We start from the raw sequence: 15869 nt of genomic DNA on the forward strand, positions 1-15869 counted from the left end.
ATAATTAGAAGGTGTTTTTAAAGTTTCTTAGAATACTGTATCTTATATAATCTTGATTAAAAGTGTTATACTATATATAATTTATATAAAAAGTAGTACAAAAAGGAGTATTTATGTTTGGATATGTTAAAATAAACAAAATGGATTTAACATTTAGAGAATATGACCATTACAAAGCTTATTATTGTGGTCTATGTAAATATTTAAAAAGAAATCATGGAGAAATTTCTAGATTTTCTCTGAACTACGATATAACATTTTTAATTATTTTATTAACTTCAGTATACAAGCCAGAATCTATAAATACAGAGGAAGTATGTATAGTCAATCCATTTAAAAAGAAAAAGGTAATTACGAATGATATTACAGAATATGCAGCAAGTATGAATATTCTTTTAACGTATTATAAATTGGAAGATAATTTAATGGATGATAAACGCATAAAAGATAAATTAGCATATTATATATATAAAAACAAATTAAATTTAGCATATGAAAAGTATTCTGAAAAAGCAGAGTATATAAAACAACAGCTAAATGAATTAAATAAGTTGGAAAATGACAAAAATATAAATATAGATGAAGTATCTAGTATTTTTGGAAATATAATGGGTGAAGTATTTGCCTATAAAAAAGATGAAAATGAGAGAAACTTAAGAATGATAGGATTTAATATAGGTAAATATATATATCTACTGGATGCATATGAAGATTTAGATGAAGATTTTAAGAAAGGAAGATATAATCCTTTTATAGAGTATATAGATAAAAACGATGAGTTAAAAGAAAAGGTAAAAAAAATAATTGTAACATCATTAGGTTTTTTGGCTAGAGGAATTGATAATTTAAATCTAAATACAAATGTCGGAATAATAGAAAATATAATTTATTCTGGTGTTTATTTAAGATATATGAATATATTAGAAAGCAGAGGTGGAAAGAATGTACAGTAATACTTATAATAATGAAAGTTTTATGAGAGCAAGAGCTTTTATAGAAAATAGTGAATTTAAAAAAGCATATGATTTTTTAAAGACGTTGACTGACAAATGTGCAGAATGGTATTATCTAACTGGTTTTTCTGCGATGAACATAGGATATTATGAAGAAGGAGAAGACTTCTTAAAAAGAGCAAAATTTATGGAGCCAGAAAATCATGAATATAGTGATGCACTTAGAAGTTATACACAATATAGAAATGAATATAACAACAGGGCTGATAATTATAATAGAAGAAGACGTAATGATTTAGGTGGATGTTGCTGTTGTTGTGATGATTGTTGCTGTTGTTTAGGTGATGATTGTTGTGAAAACTGTGCTAAGCTTTGGTGTTTAGATTCATGCTGTGAATGTTTTGGTGGAGATTTAATAACTTGTTGTTAGGATGATAAATATGAGTATAAAAGTTGCTTATGGAGGAGTTTTATTAGCATTAAATGTGATACTGTTGACTCTTACAAATATTATTCCTGTAAATACATTGTTTATTATGGGTCTAGCATCACTTTTAGTATCAATTGTAATAATGGAATGGGGTTTTAAAAGTGGAATTGCTTTTTATATAGGTTCTATAGCTTTAGGATTTATAGTGATGGCAAGTAAGTCTCAATGGATTGTGTATTCACTTACCTTTGGAATATATGGTATTGCAAAATATCTTATAGAAAAAGATAGGTCTATATATGTTGAATATTTCATGAAATTAGTATTTGCAAATATAATGATACTTATATTGTATTTTTTATTAAGAACAATAGTTTATATTCCAATAAATATTTTTATTATAGGCTCATTTGAGATAGCCTTTATAGTATATGACTATGTTTACAGTTCTTTTATAAGTTATTACAATAATAAGTTAAGAAAGATGCTATTTAAAAATAACAGTTGATTTTTTATATTTAATTTTAATAGAATTGTAATTTAAAAAACTTAAATAATGTATCTGAATATGTATTGATATGTAAAAATAAATTTAATATATACTTAGTATTAATATATAAAAAGCTTTGATTTTTAGTCAAAGCTTTTTATATATTAGATATAATGATTCACTTTAAAAGATATAATATAAATTAAATATCCACTATATTTACATCTGTAGATAAAGAGTAAATAATATCTTTTCTTTCTACTATTATTTCAACATTTTTAGAAATTTCCTTATTAAGTGATATTTGAGATAAAAGTTCTTTTGTTGGATTTATTGCAATTGGATTTCCAACTCTTTTTAACATATTTATATCACCATTAGTATCACCATAAGCATAGGAGTTTGATAAGTCTAAATCATACTTTACAACAAAATCATTTATAGCATTATTTTTACTTATAGAATCCCACATTGGAATAACTGTTCCTGTAAATATTTCATTTTCAAATACATAGTCACTTCCTAGAAAATCAGTTACATTATATTTTTTTGCCATTTTTTCAACTAGAAATCCAGGACTACCAGATATGAATATGACTATATGACCTTGATTTAGATGCCAATCAATTCGTGAACGTGTGTATTTATAAACTCTATCTGCTTTTAATTTAATTACTTGGTCACTTGTAAAATTAATGCAAGTTTTATCTAATCCTTTTAATGAATCAACATAAAGGTCACATATCTCTAATAGATAATCATCATAATTACCTTGTCTTTTATCCCAATCCATAAAAGTGTCTCTAGCATGTTTATACCAATTTTTTTGGTCAATTATATCGTATTTAATTAATTTCTTAAAATGTTCAACCATAAGAGAGTCTCTATAAAGAGTACCATCTATATCAAAAAAAGCTGCTATATTTTTCATAAGACCACCTCAATTAATCATTTCCTTATATTATATTATAAATTGTATCTAAGTTGTTAAAATATATGTATAATAATTTATATATTAAAAAACAAATATTTTAAAGTCTAAAGGATGTGATTATATGAATTTTAATTTTGCAAAGGCTACGAACTCTAGACTTATGGGTAGTTTAGGTCTTATAATAAATTGGATAGATGATAAAAATAATCATTTCTGTCAATATTTTCTATTAGATGCAGAGGGATTAGGTTTGGCAGATTATGTAAGTTTAACAAATCCAACACAAGAAGAAGCTTATATGGAAGAAGAAAGATTAATGGGTGGATTTGGCTCAGATAGGGTTGAATTAACAAAGGATGAATCATTGTTTTTAGTATCTTATTTTGGAAATAAGAATCTTTGCTATGACAAATTATTACCAGGAGATAAAAGTGAGTATATTGATATTATAAAAAATTATAAAACAAATTTAGCTATAGAAAAATTATATAATAAAATATGCAAAAGAGTTGATGAAGAAGTTGAGTTTATAAACTACATGACTATGCGATTTATAGCTTGGGATAGAGAAAGTCTGAGATATTTTTCTGGAAGTGATGAGATTGCAAATATGCATATTACAAATATAAATGGTACATTGCTTAAAAATGTAGTAAGTGATAAAGGGCAAGGTAGATATATAAGTGAAGCTTTATATGAAGATAATGATGGGTATTATACATGTAAAATTGCTTTTTGTATAAGTAAATGTAATGAAACAGGTTTTAAAATCAATTCTCTGTTGGTAACAGATAAAGAACCTATGTATGATTTTGAGGTATTTGATGAGATTTCTAAAAATGAATTTGTAAGTGTGTATAGTGTAAACTCGTCTGAGGAATTTGCAAAAATATTTTATAAAGAGAATCCATTTTTACTAAAAAGCTATATGAATGAAGGTATATTTTTTACTAGATTTAATTTTAATAATGACCATGTCAAAGAAAATGTGTATATAATAAATAATGATATGAAAGCTATATATTACTTAATGGGAAATAAACTTTTTATTGGTACTTATAATGAAAATGATTGCAATTATATTAATGAGATAAGTCAATCTAACTATAGTAAATATATCAAGTTTGAAGAAAAGTTTTTCTTTGAACAAAATGCGTTATATGATTTTGCAGAATCAGGTTCAATAGATTTTGATGATTTTTTGGAATAATATTTTTGGACATTATTTAAGCGAGATTAACTGAATTTAATCTCGCTTAAATTAATTTCTATAATATTGGGGGAATATTATGAGGAATACATTTATTATTGTGGTCAATTATTAAAATTTTATACAGTTTATTATAAAAATAAAAAAAATTATAATTCTCCTTATATTATCGACCAATATTAATTTTTAGTATTTATTTAGATATATGGGTTGATTTGTAAAACATTAGGTATCTCTATTTCTTTGTGAATAGGTTAGAATCATACCATTTGTCAAAATGGATAAATTTAAATGGTTGATGTATATCAATTGCATCTTCAGGACAATTATAAATACACCTCATACATAAGCAACAGCTCCAATTAAATTTAACCTTATATTTTGTAACATTTATATTGTGTTTAGGACAATTGTTGGCACATTTAGAACAGTGTATGCAATTTTTTTTTGCATAAAAAAACTTACCTAAGATATGGGCTCCATACCATTCTGACCTACCAATAAAGGATAGTGTTTTTACTAAAGTGCTACTATTTGGAAGGTATGAAATTCGATTAATTAAATTATGTACAGTATTAGTTATTTCTTTATCTGCTTTATCAATAAGCTCTCTTGTTTTTGTGTCATCGTATTTGACCATAAAATTTGATGGCATAGCAACTAATTTATTATAAAATACTTTGAAACCTTTAGCATCTAATTTTTTGATTAATAAATTTGATGAAGCATAATTTACATAACTATCTTCACCAGCCGTATGTATTATAAATGTATCCATAGAATGTGTGTTAGGCAAAATTTTTACAAAGTCTAATACAATTTGAGGTGCATTAAAGGAATGTACAGGGTAAGCTACTCCTACCATATTATATGATGTTAAATGAATTTTAGATTTTTTAATATTTTCAATTTTTGTACATTCGACACAAAATTGTTGACTTTCCAATTCTTGCTTTAGTTTATTAATTATATATTCTGTCATGCCAGTTCCAGAAAAGTAAAATATACATAACTTATTCAAAGTAATACCTCCTATTAAATAAAATAGTCACTTGTTAGAGTCATTATAACATAGAACTAATTAAGTTAATAGAAGGACAAAAATATTTAAATCGCTAGTATTTTCAAGGTAGAAGAATATATTTATATAGAGGTATTACTTATATAATTAATAAGATTCTAATGTACAATATTTTATCTTAACAAGTTAAGATATCGATTTAAACTTAAATAAAACATAGAGAATATATAAAGTATTTATTTTAGATATTGTTTTAAGAGATTCTGTGCTCTATGAATCAACTCTTTACGTATTGACTCAGGTTCAATACATTCACATCTATCTCCAAAACGTAGAATAAGACCATAACCATAATCATTATTGATAAATGGAAAATTTACAATATACTTATTATTTTCACATGGTGTAATATTTTCTTCTCCACAGAAATCGGCCATCCAACCTAGAAGTGTTTCATCAACTCTTAATTTAATTTTAATTTTATGCTCAATTTCTTTTGGGCTATCTAACTTTTCATAATTAAATTCTCTAGAAACAAAAGATTTTTCTTGAATGGTAAGAGAATCCATACGTGACAAACGAAATATTCTAAATTCATTTTTTGAGATACAAAAAGCTTGTAAATACCAAAGAGACTGTTTTAAAACTAATCTGTATGGTTCTACAATTCTTTTACTTTTTTTATTTGTGCTATCAGTATATTGAAATTCTACATAATGGTTTTTCTCTAATGCATATTTTAATTCTTTAATATGTGCAGGTATGACTTGTATACCTTGCCAAGGTGTATTGTCTATAAAAACTTTATTTGTCTGCATTTTAATATCATTTATTTGTGAACTTGGTAGTAGACCTTTTATCTTTGCAATGGTATATATAATATCATCATTTGATAATGGATAATTGTCAAGACAAGTCAGTAAAGATGTAATATCAGAAACTGTAAATAGACCTTTTTCAAGCTTGTATTGTTCCATAATAGCAATGCCTCCTTTAGCTCCCATGTGGGTCACAATAGGTATTCCAGCAGCATTAATTGCTTCAATATCTCGGTATATTGTTCGTTTTGATACCTCAAATATATCTGCTAAAGAAGATGCACTTATTTTATTATGTTGCAATAATAACATAACAATAGATAACATTCTTGCTAATTTCATATAATCACCCAAAATAATTATAGGATGTATGACATATAGATGTCAACATTATGCTGGTATTATAACAAAGTAAGTATTTAAATATTAAAAAAGGAGGAGATGTTATGAAACATTTTTGTACTTGTCCAGTTGACAAATGCCCAAGGAATCCAAAAAATCATGATAAAGGGTGTGATTCATGTATTATTGATAATCTAGAAAAGAAGAAAATGCCAGCTTGTTTTTTTGGTATAGTTAATGAGGATATCAGTGATGTAACTGATTATTCAATGGAAGGCTTTGTGAGATACTTTCATAAGCACAAAGGCAAATAATAGTATATAGTGATATTTTATTAATAGTGATTTGATTTCAATAATCTAACTTTAACTAAAAAAATCAGATAAAACTAAATTTTATCTGATTTTTTTATATTTATTTTATTAGATTATGTTAATATTTGTTGACCGAATAAAAATATATTCAGTCAACTCTCTATACCTATAATAATATTGGGGGAATATTATGAGGAATACATTTATTATTATTGCCAATTATTGATGTCTTATACAATTTACTTGAAATTACTTAAAAAATAAAAATATTTTACATTTCTTCCTCATCAAATTCTTCAATATTAGTACTTTGTGGCATTCCTTGTATAGACATATTACTAGAACCATAAGGAGTAGGATATATACTAGGAGGCATAGTACTAGGCATAACTACAGGCATACCTTGCATTGTATTATGACATATGACACCTGGTATCATCATAAGTACATTAGGAGGCATATTTTGATTACATGAGAAGTTAGGAATACCCATAGTATTATTTATGTTATTGTTCATATTATATCCCATATTACTGTTCATATTTCCAGGCATACCAGTATTACCATACATATTATTATTCATATTACCAGACATGTTGTTAGGCATACCCATATTATTATTCATGTTATTAGGCATACCCATGTTATTATTATTCATATTGCCAGACATGTTATTAGGCATACCCATATTATTATTGTTCATATTGCCAGACATATTGTTAGGCATACCCATGTTATTATTGTTCATATTACCAGACATATTATTAGGCATACCCATGTTATTATTGTTCATATTACCAGACATATTGTTAGGCATACCCATGTTATTAGATGCATTATAGTTCATGTTATTAGGCATATTATTTGTAGCAGATGTGTTGTAATTCATATTTCCGGATGTATTATTTGTGTTAGGCAAGTTGTTTGGAGAATTACTGCTTTTAGGATAATTATTTGCGCTGTTAGAATAAATATTATTTACATTCTGATTATTAGGTAGTTTTGTATAACCATTAGAAATTTGTGGGTCATTTCTCAATTCATCTTGGGGAATTTCTTCGTTAGTAATATAATCTGCATAGTTAGCTGGGTCTAAGTAAGGCATGTAACTAGTGTCTAAATCCTTTTTTTTCTTGTTACTCATATTAAACTTGCACCTCCTAGAAAACTATAAAAAAGTTTACAAAAACTTATTCTAATAATATATATATTAAAAAAGGTGATAATATGTGCATTCTAATTATTATTAAATAAATAAAAATTATTGTTGCAAATTCAGAAATGATAGCATATAATGAACATATGAACAGTTATTCATATATTAAAATGACGGAGGATTAAAAATGAGAGAAGAGATAAATGATTGTAATTGTAATATAATACACGAAGAAATAGTAATAGAAGCTAAATCAACTATGCCAGATGAAGAAATGCTATATGATTTAGCAGAGTTATTTAAAGTGTTTGGAGATACTACTAGGGTAAAGATATTATATGCATTATTTGCAAATGAAATGTGTGTATGTGATATAGCGAGTTTATTAAATATGACTCATTCTGCAATATCTCATCAACTTAGAGTATTAAAGCAGGCTAGGTTAGTAAAGTTTAGAAGAGAAGGAAAAACAGTGTATTACTCACTAGATGATAGTCATATAAGCCAAATATTTGATTGTGGATTAAACCATATTAGAGAGACTTATAAATGATAAATGAGAGGAGTGAACATATATGGAAGCAAACAATATAATTAAAAAAGAATTTATATTAGGAGGCTTAAATTGTGCACACTGTGCAGAAGAGATTAATAATAAAGTTTCTAAGCTACAAGAAGTTAAGTCTTCCAACCTAAATTTTATAAATAAAAAACTTACAGTAAATATAGAAGATAGTTTTAATGAAGATACTACTATAGAAAAGATAATAGATATAATAGATTCAACAGAACCAGGTCTTGATATACAAATAAGTTCTAAAGGAAATTCATCTAATAAGACATCAATTAAAAAAGAACTTATATTAGGAGGCTTAAACTGTGCGCATTGTGCAGAAGAGATTAACAATAAAGTTTCTAAATTAAAAGAAATTGAATCTTCTAACTTAAACTTTGTAAATAAAAAACTTACAGTAAATATACTTAATGATTTTGAAGAGGATAATGTTATAAGCAAAATAAAGGAAATAATAGATTCTACAGAGCCAGGGATTGATATACAAGTAGAGTCTACTGACAAAGTAAAATCTAGTACTGAAAAAGCAGGAACTGTAAATGATACAAATAAGAAGGAATTAATTCCACTTATAATTGGAGCTCTCGTATATATCTTTGGTATATATCAAACAGCTACAGGTTATGAGAGTCAATTTAGTAATATAGTATTTATAGTTGCTTATGTAATAGTAGGTGGCGATGTACTTTTAAGAGCAATAAGAAATATATCAAAGGGAAGAGTATTTGATGAAAACTTTTTGATGGCTCTAGCAACAGTTGGAGCGTTAGCAATAGGAGAACTATCAGAAGCAGTAGGGGTTATGCTATTCTATAAAATAGGAGAGTATTTACAAGGTGTTGCAGTTGGTAAGTCTAGAAAGTCTATAACTTCACTTATGCAAATAAGACCAGATTATGCAAATCTGAAAGTTAATTCTGAAGTTAAGGTAGTGTCACCAGAAGAAGTAAATGTGGGTGATATAATAGTAGTAAAACCTGGTGAAAAAGTGCCACTAGATGGTGTTGTAGTAGATGGTATTTCTATGCTAGATACCTCTGCACTTACAGGTGAATCAGTATTGAGAGAAGTTGAAAAAGGGGATGAAATTTTATCTGGTGTTATAAATAAGAATGCTTTGTTGAGTATTGAAGTTACAAAGAGTTTTGGAGAATCAACAGTTTCAAAAATCCTTGACCTTGTTGAAAACTCTAGTATTAAAAAATCAAAAACAGAAAACTTCATATCTAAATTTTCAAGATATTATACTCCAATAGTAGTTATAGCTGCTTTATTGATAGCATTTGTTCCACCCCTTGTAATCTCAGGTGAAGTATTTAGTGATTGGTTGTATAGAGGATTGATATTCTTGGTTGTTTCTTGCCCTTGTGCGCTAGTTTTATCAATACCACTTAGTTTCTTTAGTGGAATTGGATTTGCATCTAAAAATGGTATCCTTATTAAGGGAAGTAATTATTTAGAAGCTTTAAGAAGTGTAGATACAGTAGTGTTTGATAAAACAGGAACACTTACTAAAGGTGTATTTAATGTAACTAAGTTAAATCCTGAAGGTATATCAGAAGAAGAGTTACTAGAATTTGCAGCTATTGCAGAAGTAAACTCAAACCATCCAATAGCTAAATCTATATTAAGTTACTATAATAAAAAAATTGATTTAGATACAATAGATAGCTATGAGGAAATAGCAGCTTATGGAATCAGAGTAAAATATAATGAAAAACTTATACTAGCAGGTAATGAGAAACTTATGAAGAAGGAAAATATATTCTATTCACCAGCTAAAGAAGTAGGCACAGTAGTCTATATTGCTGTTGATAAAGTGTACAGAGGTTATATAGTTATATCTGACGAAGTAAAAGAAGATAGTAAAAATGCTATAAGAAGTTTAAAATCAATAGGAATAAAAGAAGTTGTAATGTTAACTGGAGATAATGAGAAAGTAGCAAAAAATATTGCTAAAGAATTAGAATTAGATACAGTTTATTCAAATTTACTTCCTAATGAAAAAGTTGATAGATTAGAATCTTTATATGAAGGAAGAACTGAAAAAGAAAAAATAGCTTTTGTAGGTGATGGAATAAATGATGCTCCAGTACTAGCTCGTGCTGATGTTGGTATAGCAATGGGAGGTTTAGGTTCAGATGCAGCCATTGAAGCGGCAGATGTAGTGCTTATGACAGATGAACCTAGTAAAATATCTAAAGCGATTGAGATAGCAAACAAGACTAATAAAATAGTATGGCAAAATATAATATTTGCTTTAGGAGTAAAAATTATAGTTATGATATTAGGAGCTGGAGGTATAGCTACTATGTGGGAAGCTATATTTGCTGATGTAGGAGTAGCGCTTATAGCAGTATTAAATGCTATGAGAGCTATGAGATAAAGTATAAATATAGATATATACTATTATTAAAAAACATATAGTAATATAATAGTGAAGTATATAATTATAAATAAAAGTATCAATAAGTTTATTTTGAACCTATTGATACTTTTTATTTGTATATAAATCTATACCGATTATTTTGATTTAATGTTCTTATGTAGTATATTTTTTAACTTATATAGGTGATTCATGTGTATTACTAAGCTTATATAAAGAAATAAGAATTACAAATGTGTAGATTAGTAATTATAATTTTATAAAAAAAAATATATATAAAAAGTTTCTAATTATATGATATAACTACTATTCAGTAAACTGGATAATATAAAAAAGTAAATATTTTAAAAAAATAATTTGAAAAAGTGTTGACGGATTATTTTTAAGGTGATATAGTATTACTTGTCCTTAAGAAAAGGGCAAGCATGAAAAATGAACTTTGAAAATTAAACAGTAGGTTAATTTATAAAACAAGAAACAAACCATAAAGCCAGATATTTTGATAACAATAGTATCTGAGCCTGATAAACTTTTATTTGAGAGTTTGATCCTGGCTCAGGATGAACGCTGGCGGCGTGCCTAACACATGCAAGTTGAGCGATTTACTTCGGTAAAGAGCGGCGGACGGGTGAGTAACGCGTGGGTAACCTACCCTGTACACACGGATAACATACCGAAAGGTATGCTAATACGGGATAACATATTTGAGAGGCATCTCTTAAATATCAAAGGTGAGCCAGTACAGGATGGACCCGCGTCTGATTAGCTAGTTGGTAAGGTAACGGCTTACCAAGGCGACGATCAGTAGCCGACCTGAGAGGGTGATCGGCCACATTGGAACTGAGACACGGTCCAAACTCCTACGGGAGGCAGCAGTGGGGAATATTGCACAATGGGCGAAAGCCTGATGCAGCAACGCCGCGTGAGTGATGAAGGCCTTCGGGTCGTAAAACTCTGTCCTCAAGGAAGATAATGACGGTACTTGAGGAGGAAGCCCCGGCTAACTACGTGCCAGCAGCCGCGGTAATACGTAGGGGGCTAGCGTTATCCGGATTTACTGGGCGTAAAGGGTGCGTAGGCGGTCTTTCAAGTCAGGAGTGAAAGGCTACGGCTCAACCGTAGTAAGCTCTTGAAACTGGGAGACTTGAGTGCAGGAGAGGAGAGTGGAATTCCTAGTGTAGCGGTGAAATGCGTAGATATTAGGAGGAACACCAGTTGCGAAGGCGGCTCTCTGGACTGTAACTGACGCTGAGGCACGAAAGCGTGGGGAGCAAACAGGATTAGATACCCTGGTAGTCCACGCTGTAAACGATGAGTACTAGGTGTCGGGGGTTACCCCCCTCGGTGCCGCAGCTAACGCATTAAGTACTCCGCCTGGGAAGTACGCTCGCAAGAGTGAAACTCAAAGGAATTGACGGGGACCCGCACAAGTAGCGGAGCATGTGGTTTAATTCGAAGCAACGCGAAGAACCTTACCTAAGCTTGACATCCCAATGACATCTCCTTAATCGGAGACTTCCCTTCGGGGACATTGGTGACAGGTGGTGCATGGTTGTCGTCAGCTCGTGTCGTGAGATGTTGGGTTAAGTCCCGCAACGAGCGCAACCCTTGTCTTTAGTTGCCATCATTAAGTTGGGCACTCTAGAGAGACTGCCAGGGATAACCTGGAGGAAGGTGGGGATGACGTCAAATCATCATGCCCCTTATGCTTAGGGCTACACACGTGCTACAATGGGTAGTACAGAGGGTTGCCAAGCCGTAAGGTGGAGCTAATCCCTTAAAGCTACTCTCAGTTCGGATTGTAGGCTGAAACTCGCCTACATGAAGCTGGAGTTACTAGTAATCGCAGATCAGAATGCTGCGGTGAATGCGTTCCCGGGTCTTGTACACACCGCCCGTCACACCACGGGAGTTGGAGACGCCCGAAGCCGATTATCTAACCTTTTGGAAGAAGTCGTCGAAGGTGGAATCAATAACTGGGGTGAAGTCGTAACAAGGTAGCCGTATCGGAAGGTGCGGCTGGATCACCTCCTTTCTAAGGAGAATTGCCTACTGTTTAATTTTGAGGGTTCGTTTTTACGAATACTCAAAATTAGCACTTTAAGCAACAGAATAAGCTGAGCACATGCGAAGTTTGTTTGTTGGCGACGTGCGTTAGCACCTTAAAAACTGCATATATATTTAGTGATATGACATCTAATTTGTAATATATAAAGCTGATAACTTTTAAAAATTATCAAGTTGATAGACTTTAATCTATCAAACCTTTTTAACTGGTCAAGTTATTAAGGGTGCAGGGCGGATGCCTTGGCACTAGGAGCCGATGAAGGACGTGATAAGCTGCGATAAGCTTCGGGGAGTTGCACGTAAACTTTGATCCGAAGATTTCCGAATGAGGAAACTCACTTAGAGTAATGTCTAAGTATCATTAAGTGAATACATAGCTTAATGAGGGGAACTCAGGGAACTGAAACATCTAAGTACCTGAAGGAAGAGAAAGAAATTCGATTCCGTAAGTAGCGGCGAGCGAACGCGGATGAGCCCAAACCAATAAAGTTTTCTTTATTGGGGTTGTGGACATACCATATATAAGAGGTCATTATAGACGAAGAAGTTTGGAAAGACTCATCATAGAAGGTAATAATCCTGTAGTCAAAATAATAATTCTTTAGGTATGATCCAGAGTACCACGGGACACGTGAAACCCTGTGGGAAGCAGGAGGGACCACCCTCCAAGGCTAAATACTACCTAGTGACCGATAGCGTATAGTACCGTGAGGGAAAGGTGAAAAGAACCCCGGGAGGGGAGTGAAATAGAACCTGAAACCCTGCACTTACAAGCTGTGGAAGCACATTTCTTGTGTGACCGCGTACTTTTTGTAGAACGGGCCAACGAGTTACGTTAAGTAGCAAGGTTAAGCACTTAAGGTGTGGAGCCGTAGCGAAAGCGAGTTTTAACTGAGCGTTCAGTTACTTGACGTAGACCCGAAACCGGGCGACCTACCCATGAGCAGGATGAAGCGAAAGTAAAATTTCGTGGAGGTCCGAACCCACGAGCGTTGAAAAGCTCGGGGATGACTTGTGGGTAGCGGTGAAATTCCAATCGAGCCCGGAGATAGCTGGTTCTCCCCGAAATAGCTTTAGGGCTAGCCTCAAGGTGAGAGATACGGAGGTAGAGCACTGAATGTCCTAGGGGGTATTGCACCTACCGAAGACTATCAAACTCCGAATGCCGTCATCTTATACTTGGGAGTCAGACTGTGGGTGATAAGATTCATAGTCGAAAGGGCAACAGCCCAGATCGTCAGCTAAGGTCCCTAAATGTAAGTTAAGTGGTAAAGGATGTGGGATTGCACAGACAACCAGGATGTTGGCTTAGAAGCAGCCACTCATTCAAAGAGTGCGTAATAGCTCACTGGTCGAGTGATCCTGCGCCGAAGATTTCCGGGGCTAAAACTTACTACCGAAGCTACGGCATCAGTAATGATGGGTAGGGGAGCTTCCCATACGGGTTGAAGCATGACCGTAAGGACATGTGGACAGTATGGGAGTGAGAATGTTGGCATGAGTAGCGAGATGTGGGTGAGAATCCCACAGGCCGTAAACCCAAGGTTTCCAGGGGAAGGTTCGTCCGCCCTGGGTTAGTCGGGACCTAAGCTGAGGCCGAAAGGCGTAGGTGATGGACAACAGGTTGATATTCCTGTACTACCGATAACCGTTTGAGAGATGGGATGACACAGTAGGATAAGCTAAGCACACTGTTGGTTATGTGTGCCCAAGCATTGAGGCAGTCAGAGTAGGTAAATCCGCTTTGATAATGCTGGGATGTGATGGGGAGCGAAATTTAGTAGCGAAGTAGCTGATTTCACACTGTCAAGAAAAGTCTCTATCGAGGTTAAAGGTACCCGTACCGCAAACCGACACAGGTGGGTGAGGAGAGTATCCTAAGGCCCGCGAGAGAACTGTTGTTAAGGAACTCGGCAAAATGACCCCGTAACTTAGGGATAAGGGGTGCCACCATCTGGTGGCCGCAGAGAATAGGCCCAAGCGACTGTTTACCAAAAACATAGGTTTCTGCTAAGTCGCAAGACGATGTATAGGAGCTGACGCCTGCCCGGTGCTGGAAGGTTAAGGGGATCTGTTAGAGCAATCGAAGCAGTGAACTTAAGCCCCAGTAAACGGCGGCCGTAACTATAACGGTCCTAAGGTAGCGAAATTCCTTGTCGGGTAAGTTCCGACCCGCACGAAAGGCGTAACGATTTGGGCACTGTCTCAACAACAGACTCGGTGAAATTGTAATTCCGGTGAAGATGCCGGATACCTGCGACAGGACGGAAAGACCCCATGGAGCTTTACTGTAGCTTGACATTGGGTCTTGGTACTACATGTACAGGATAGGTGGGAGGCTTTGAAACCAGGACGCCAGTTTTGGCGGAGCCATCCTTGGGATACCACCCTTGTAGTACTGGGACTCTAACCATAGGCCATGAATCTGGTCTTGGGACACTGTCAGGTGGGCAGTTTGACTGGGGCGGTCGCCTCCCAAAAGGTAACGGAGGCGCTCAAAGGTTCTCTCAGTACGGTCGGAAATCGTACGTAGAGTGTAAAGGCAAAAGAGAGCTTGATTGCAAGACATACAGGTCGAGCAAGGATGAAAATCGGACTTAGTGATCCGGTGGTTCTGCGTGGAAGGGCCATCGCTCAACGGATAAAAGCTACCCTGGGGATAACAGGCTTATCTCCCCCAAGAGTCCACATCGACGGGGAGGTTTGGCACCTCGATGTCGGCTCATCACATCCTGGGGCTGTAGTAGGTCCCAAGGGTTGGGCTGTTCGCCCATTAAAGTGGTACGCGAGCTGGGTTCAGAACGTCGTGAGACAGTTCGGTCCCTATCCGTCGCAGGCGTAGGAAATTTGAGAAGACCTGTCCTTAGTACGAGAGGACCGGGATGGACGTACCTCTGGTGTACCAGTTGTTCTGCCAAGGGCATGGCTGGGTAGCTATGTACGGAATGGATAAGCGCTGAAAGCATCTAAGCGCGAAGCCAACTTCAAGATAAGATTTCCCACCGCAAGGGTAAGACCCCAGAAAGACTATCTGGTTGATAGGTCGAAGGTGTAAGTGCAGCAATGTATTTAGCTTATCGATACTAATAGGTCGAGGACTTGACCAAATTATTTGATGTCCATTCAGTAAAATATATGTGTAGTTTTTAGAGTGCTAACTCTAAAGAAACTAGT

The 15869-nt window shown here is 33.2% G+C and carries 11 protein-coding genes and 2 rRNA genes; 9 read left to right on the forward strand and 4 right to left on the reverse strand.

Going from position 1 to position 15869, the window contains the following annotated elements:
• Nucleotides 1-113: 113 nt before the first annotated feature.
• The 3 genes from ACTG45_RS02140 to ACTG45_RS02150 are packed head-to-tail and all read left to right on the forward strand — an operon-like array spanning nt 114 to nt 1891.
• On the forward strand, nt 114-953 hold the full coding sequence (locus ACTG45_RS02140) for a DUF5685 family protein (protein WP_021382868.1): 840 nt from the start codon (nt 114-116) through the stop codon (nt 951-953).
• The gene (locus ACTG45_RS02145; RefSeq protein ID WP_021382842.1) at nt 943-1383 is read left to right on the forward strand and encodes a putative 'four-disulfide core' protein; all 441 of its coding nucleotides are present in this window, start codon (nt 943-945) and stop codon (nt 1381-1383) included. Before ACTG45_RS02140 ends, ACTG45_RS02145 begins: the two co-directional genes overlap by 11 nt.
• Nucleotides 1384-1393: 10 nt before the next feature.
• The gene (locus ACTG45_RS02150; RefSeq protein ID WP_021382836.1) at nt 1394-1891 is read left to right on the forward strand and encodes a hypothetical protein; all 498 of its coding nucleotides are present in this window, start codon (nt 1394-1396) and stop codon (nt 1889-1891) included.
• 184 nt (nt 1892-2075) lie between these two features.
• On the opposite strand, the gene ACTG45_RS02155 is transcribed toward ACTG45_RS02150, so the two are convergent.
• Nucleotides 2076-2804: an HAD family hydrolase gene (locus ACTG45_RS02155; protein WP_021382860.1), complete on the reverse strand. Its 729-nt coding sequence runs from the start codon at nt 2802-2804 to the stop codon at nt 2076-2078.
• 124 nt (nt 2805-2928) lie between these two features.
• On the opposite strand from ACTG45_RS02155, the gene ACTG45_RS02160 reads away from it, so the two are divergent.
• The gene (locus ACTG45_RS02160; protein WP_479919715.1) at nt 2929-4017 is read left to right on the forward strand and encodes a hypothetical protein; all 1089 of its coding nucleotides are present in this window, start codon (nt 2929-2931) and stop codon (nt 4015-4017) included.
• Between the two features lie 235 nt (nt 4018-4252).
• Here ACTG45_RS02160 and ACTG45_RS02165 read toward each other — a convergent pair whose 3' ends face one another.
• Nucleotides 4253-5038 carry an EFR1 family ferrodoxin gene (locus tag ACTG45_RS02165; protein WP_479919716.1) on the reverse strand — a complete coding sequence of 262 codons (786 nt, stop codon included), beginning with the start codon at nt 5036-5038 and terminating at the stop codon, nt 4253-4255.
• Nucleotides 5039-5274: 236 nt separating this feature from the next.
• Nucleotides 5275-6198, reverse strand: a complete 924-nt coding sequence (locus ACTG45_RS02170) for a helix-turn-helix transcriptional regulator (RefSeq protein WP_479919717.1) — start codon at nt 6196-6198, stop codon at nt 5275-5277.
• 104 nt (nt 6199-6302) lie between these two features.
• On the opposite strand from ACTG45_RS02170, the gene ACTG45_RS02175 reads away from it, so the two are divergent.
• Complete coding sequence (locus tag ACTG45_RS02175) at nt 6303-6512, forward strand: DUF6485 family protein (protein ID WP_021382880.1); 210 nt, start codon at nt 6303-6305, stop codon at nt 6510-6512.
• Nucleotides 6513-6783: 271 nt separating this feature from the next.
• Here the strand turns inward: ACTG45_RS02175 and ACTG45_RS02180 are convergent, their stop codons facing one another.
• A complete protein-coding gene (locus ACTG45_RS02180; protein WP_479919718.1) occupies nt 6784-7656 on the reverse strand; it encodes a hypothetical protein in 873 nt (290 codons plus the stop codon).
• A 199-nt stretch (nt 7657-7855) separates the two neighbouring features.
• On the opposite strand from ACTG45_RS02180, the gene ACTG45_RS02185 reads away from it, so the two are divergent.
• From ACTG45_RS02185 to ACTG45_RS02200, 4 genes are all read left to right on the forward strand, one after another.
• A complete protein-coding gene (locus tag ACTG45_RS02185; RefSeq protein ID WP_021382879.1) occupies nt 7856-8221 on the forward strand; it encodes an ArsR/SmtB family transcription factor in 366 nt (121 codons plus the stop codon).
• Nucleotides 8222-8243: 22 nt separating this feature from the next.
• Nucleotides 8244-10628: a heavy metal translocating P-type ATPase gene (locus ACTG45_RS02190; protein WP_479919719.1), complete on the forward strand. Its 2385-nt coding sequence runs from the start codon at nt 8244-8246 to the stop codon at nt 10626-10628.
• Nucleotides 10629-11160: 532 nt separating this feature from the next.
• Nucleotides 11161-12663, forward strand: a 16S ribosomal RNA gene (locus ACTG45_RS02195).
• 240 nt (nt 12664-12903) lie between these two features.
• Nucleotides 12904-15802 (forward strand): 23S ribosomal RNA (locus ACTG45_RS02200).
• The 16S and 23S rRNA genes sit together here, the layout of an rRNA operon.
• The last annotated feature ends 67 nt before the right edge of the window (nt 15803-15869 follow it).

It is taken from the genome of Clostridioides sp. LIBA-7602 (assembly GCF_056688945.1).

Bases quoted from the DNA above. Each gene is read 5' to 3' on its own strand.
- ACTG45_RS02155 (WP_021382860.1), bottom strand. From the start codon at position 2,804: ATGAAAAATATAGCAGCTTTTTTTGATATAGATGGTACTCTTTATAGA.
- ACTG45_RS02160 (WP_479919715.1), top strand. From the start codon at position 2,929: ATGAATTTTAATTTTGCAAAGGCTACGAACTCTAGACTTATGGGTAGT.
- ACTG45_RS02190 (WP_479919719.1), top strand. From the start codon at position 8,244: ATGGAAGCAAACAATATAATTAAAAAAGAATTTATATTAGGAGGCTTA.
- ACTG45_RS02140 (WP_021382868.1), top strand. From the start codon at position 114: ATGTTTGGATATGTTAAAATAAACAAAATGGATTTAACATTTAGAGAA.
- ACTG45_RS02145 (WP_021382842.1), top strand. From the start codon at position 943: ATGTACAGTAATACTTATAATAATGAAAGTTTTATGAGAGCAAGAGCT.
- ACTG45_RS02175 (WP_021382880.1), top strand. From the start codon at position 6,303: ATGAAACATTTTTGTACTTGTCCAGTTGACAAATGCCCAAGGAATCCA.
- ACTG45_RS02170 (WP_479919717.1), bottom strand. From the start codon at position 6,198: ATGAAATTAGCAAGAATGTTATCTATTGTTATGTTATTATTGCAACAT.
- ACTG45_RS02150 (WP_021382836.1), top strand. From the start codon at position 1,394: ATGAGTATAAAAGTTGCTTATGGAGGAGTTTTATTAGCATTAAATGTG.
- ACTG45_RS02180 (WP_479919718.1), bottom strand. From the start codon at position 7,656: ATGAGTAACAAGAAAAAAAAGGATTTAGACACTAGTTACATGCCTTAC.
- ACTG45_RS02185 (WP_021382879.1), top strand. From the start codon at position 7,856: ATGAGAGAAGAGATAAATGATTGTAATTGTAATATAATACACGAAGAA.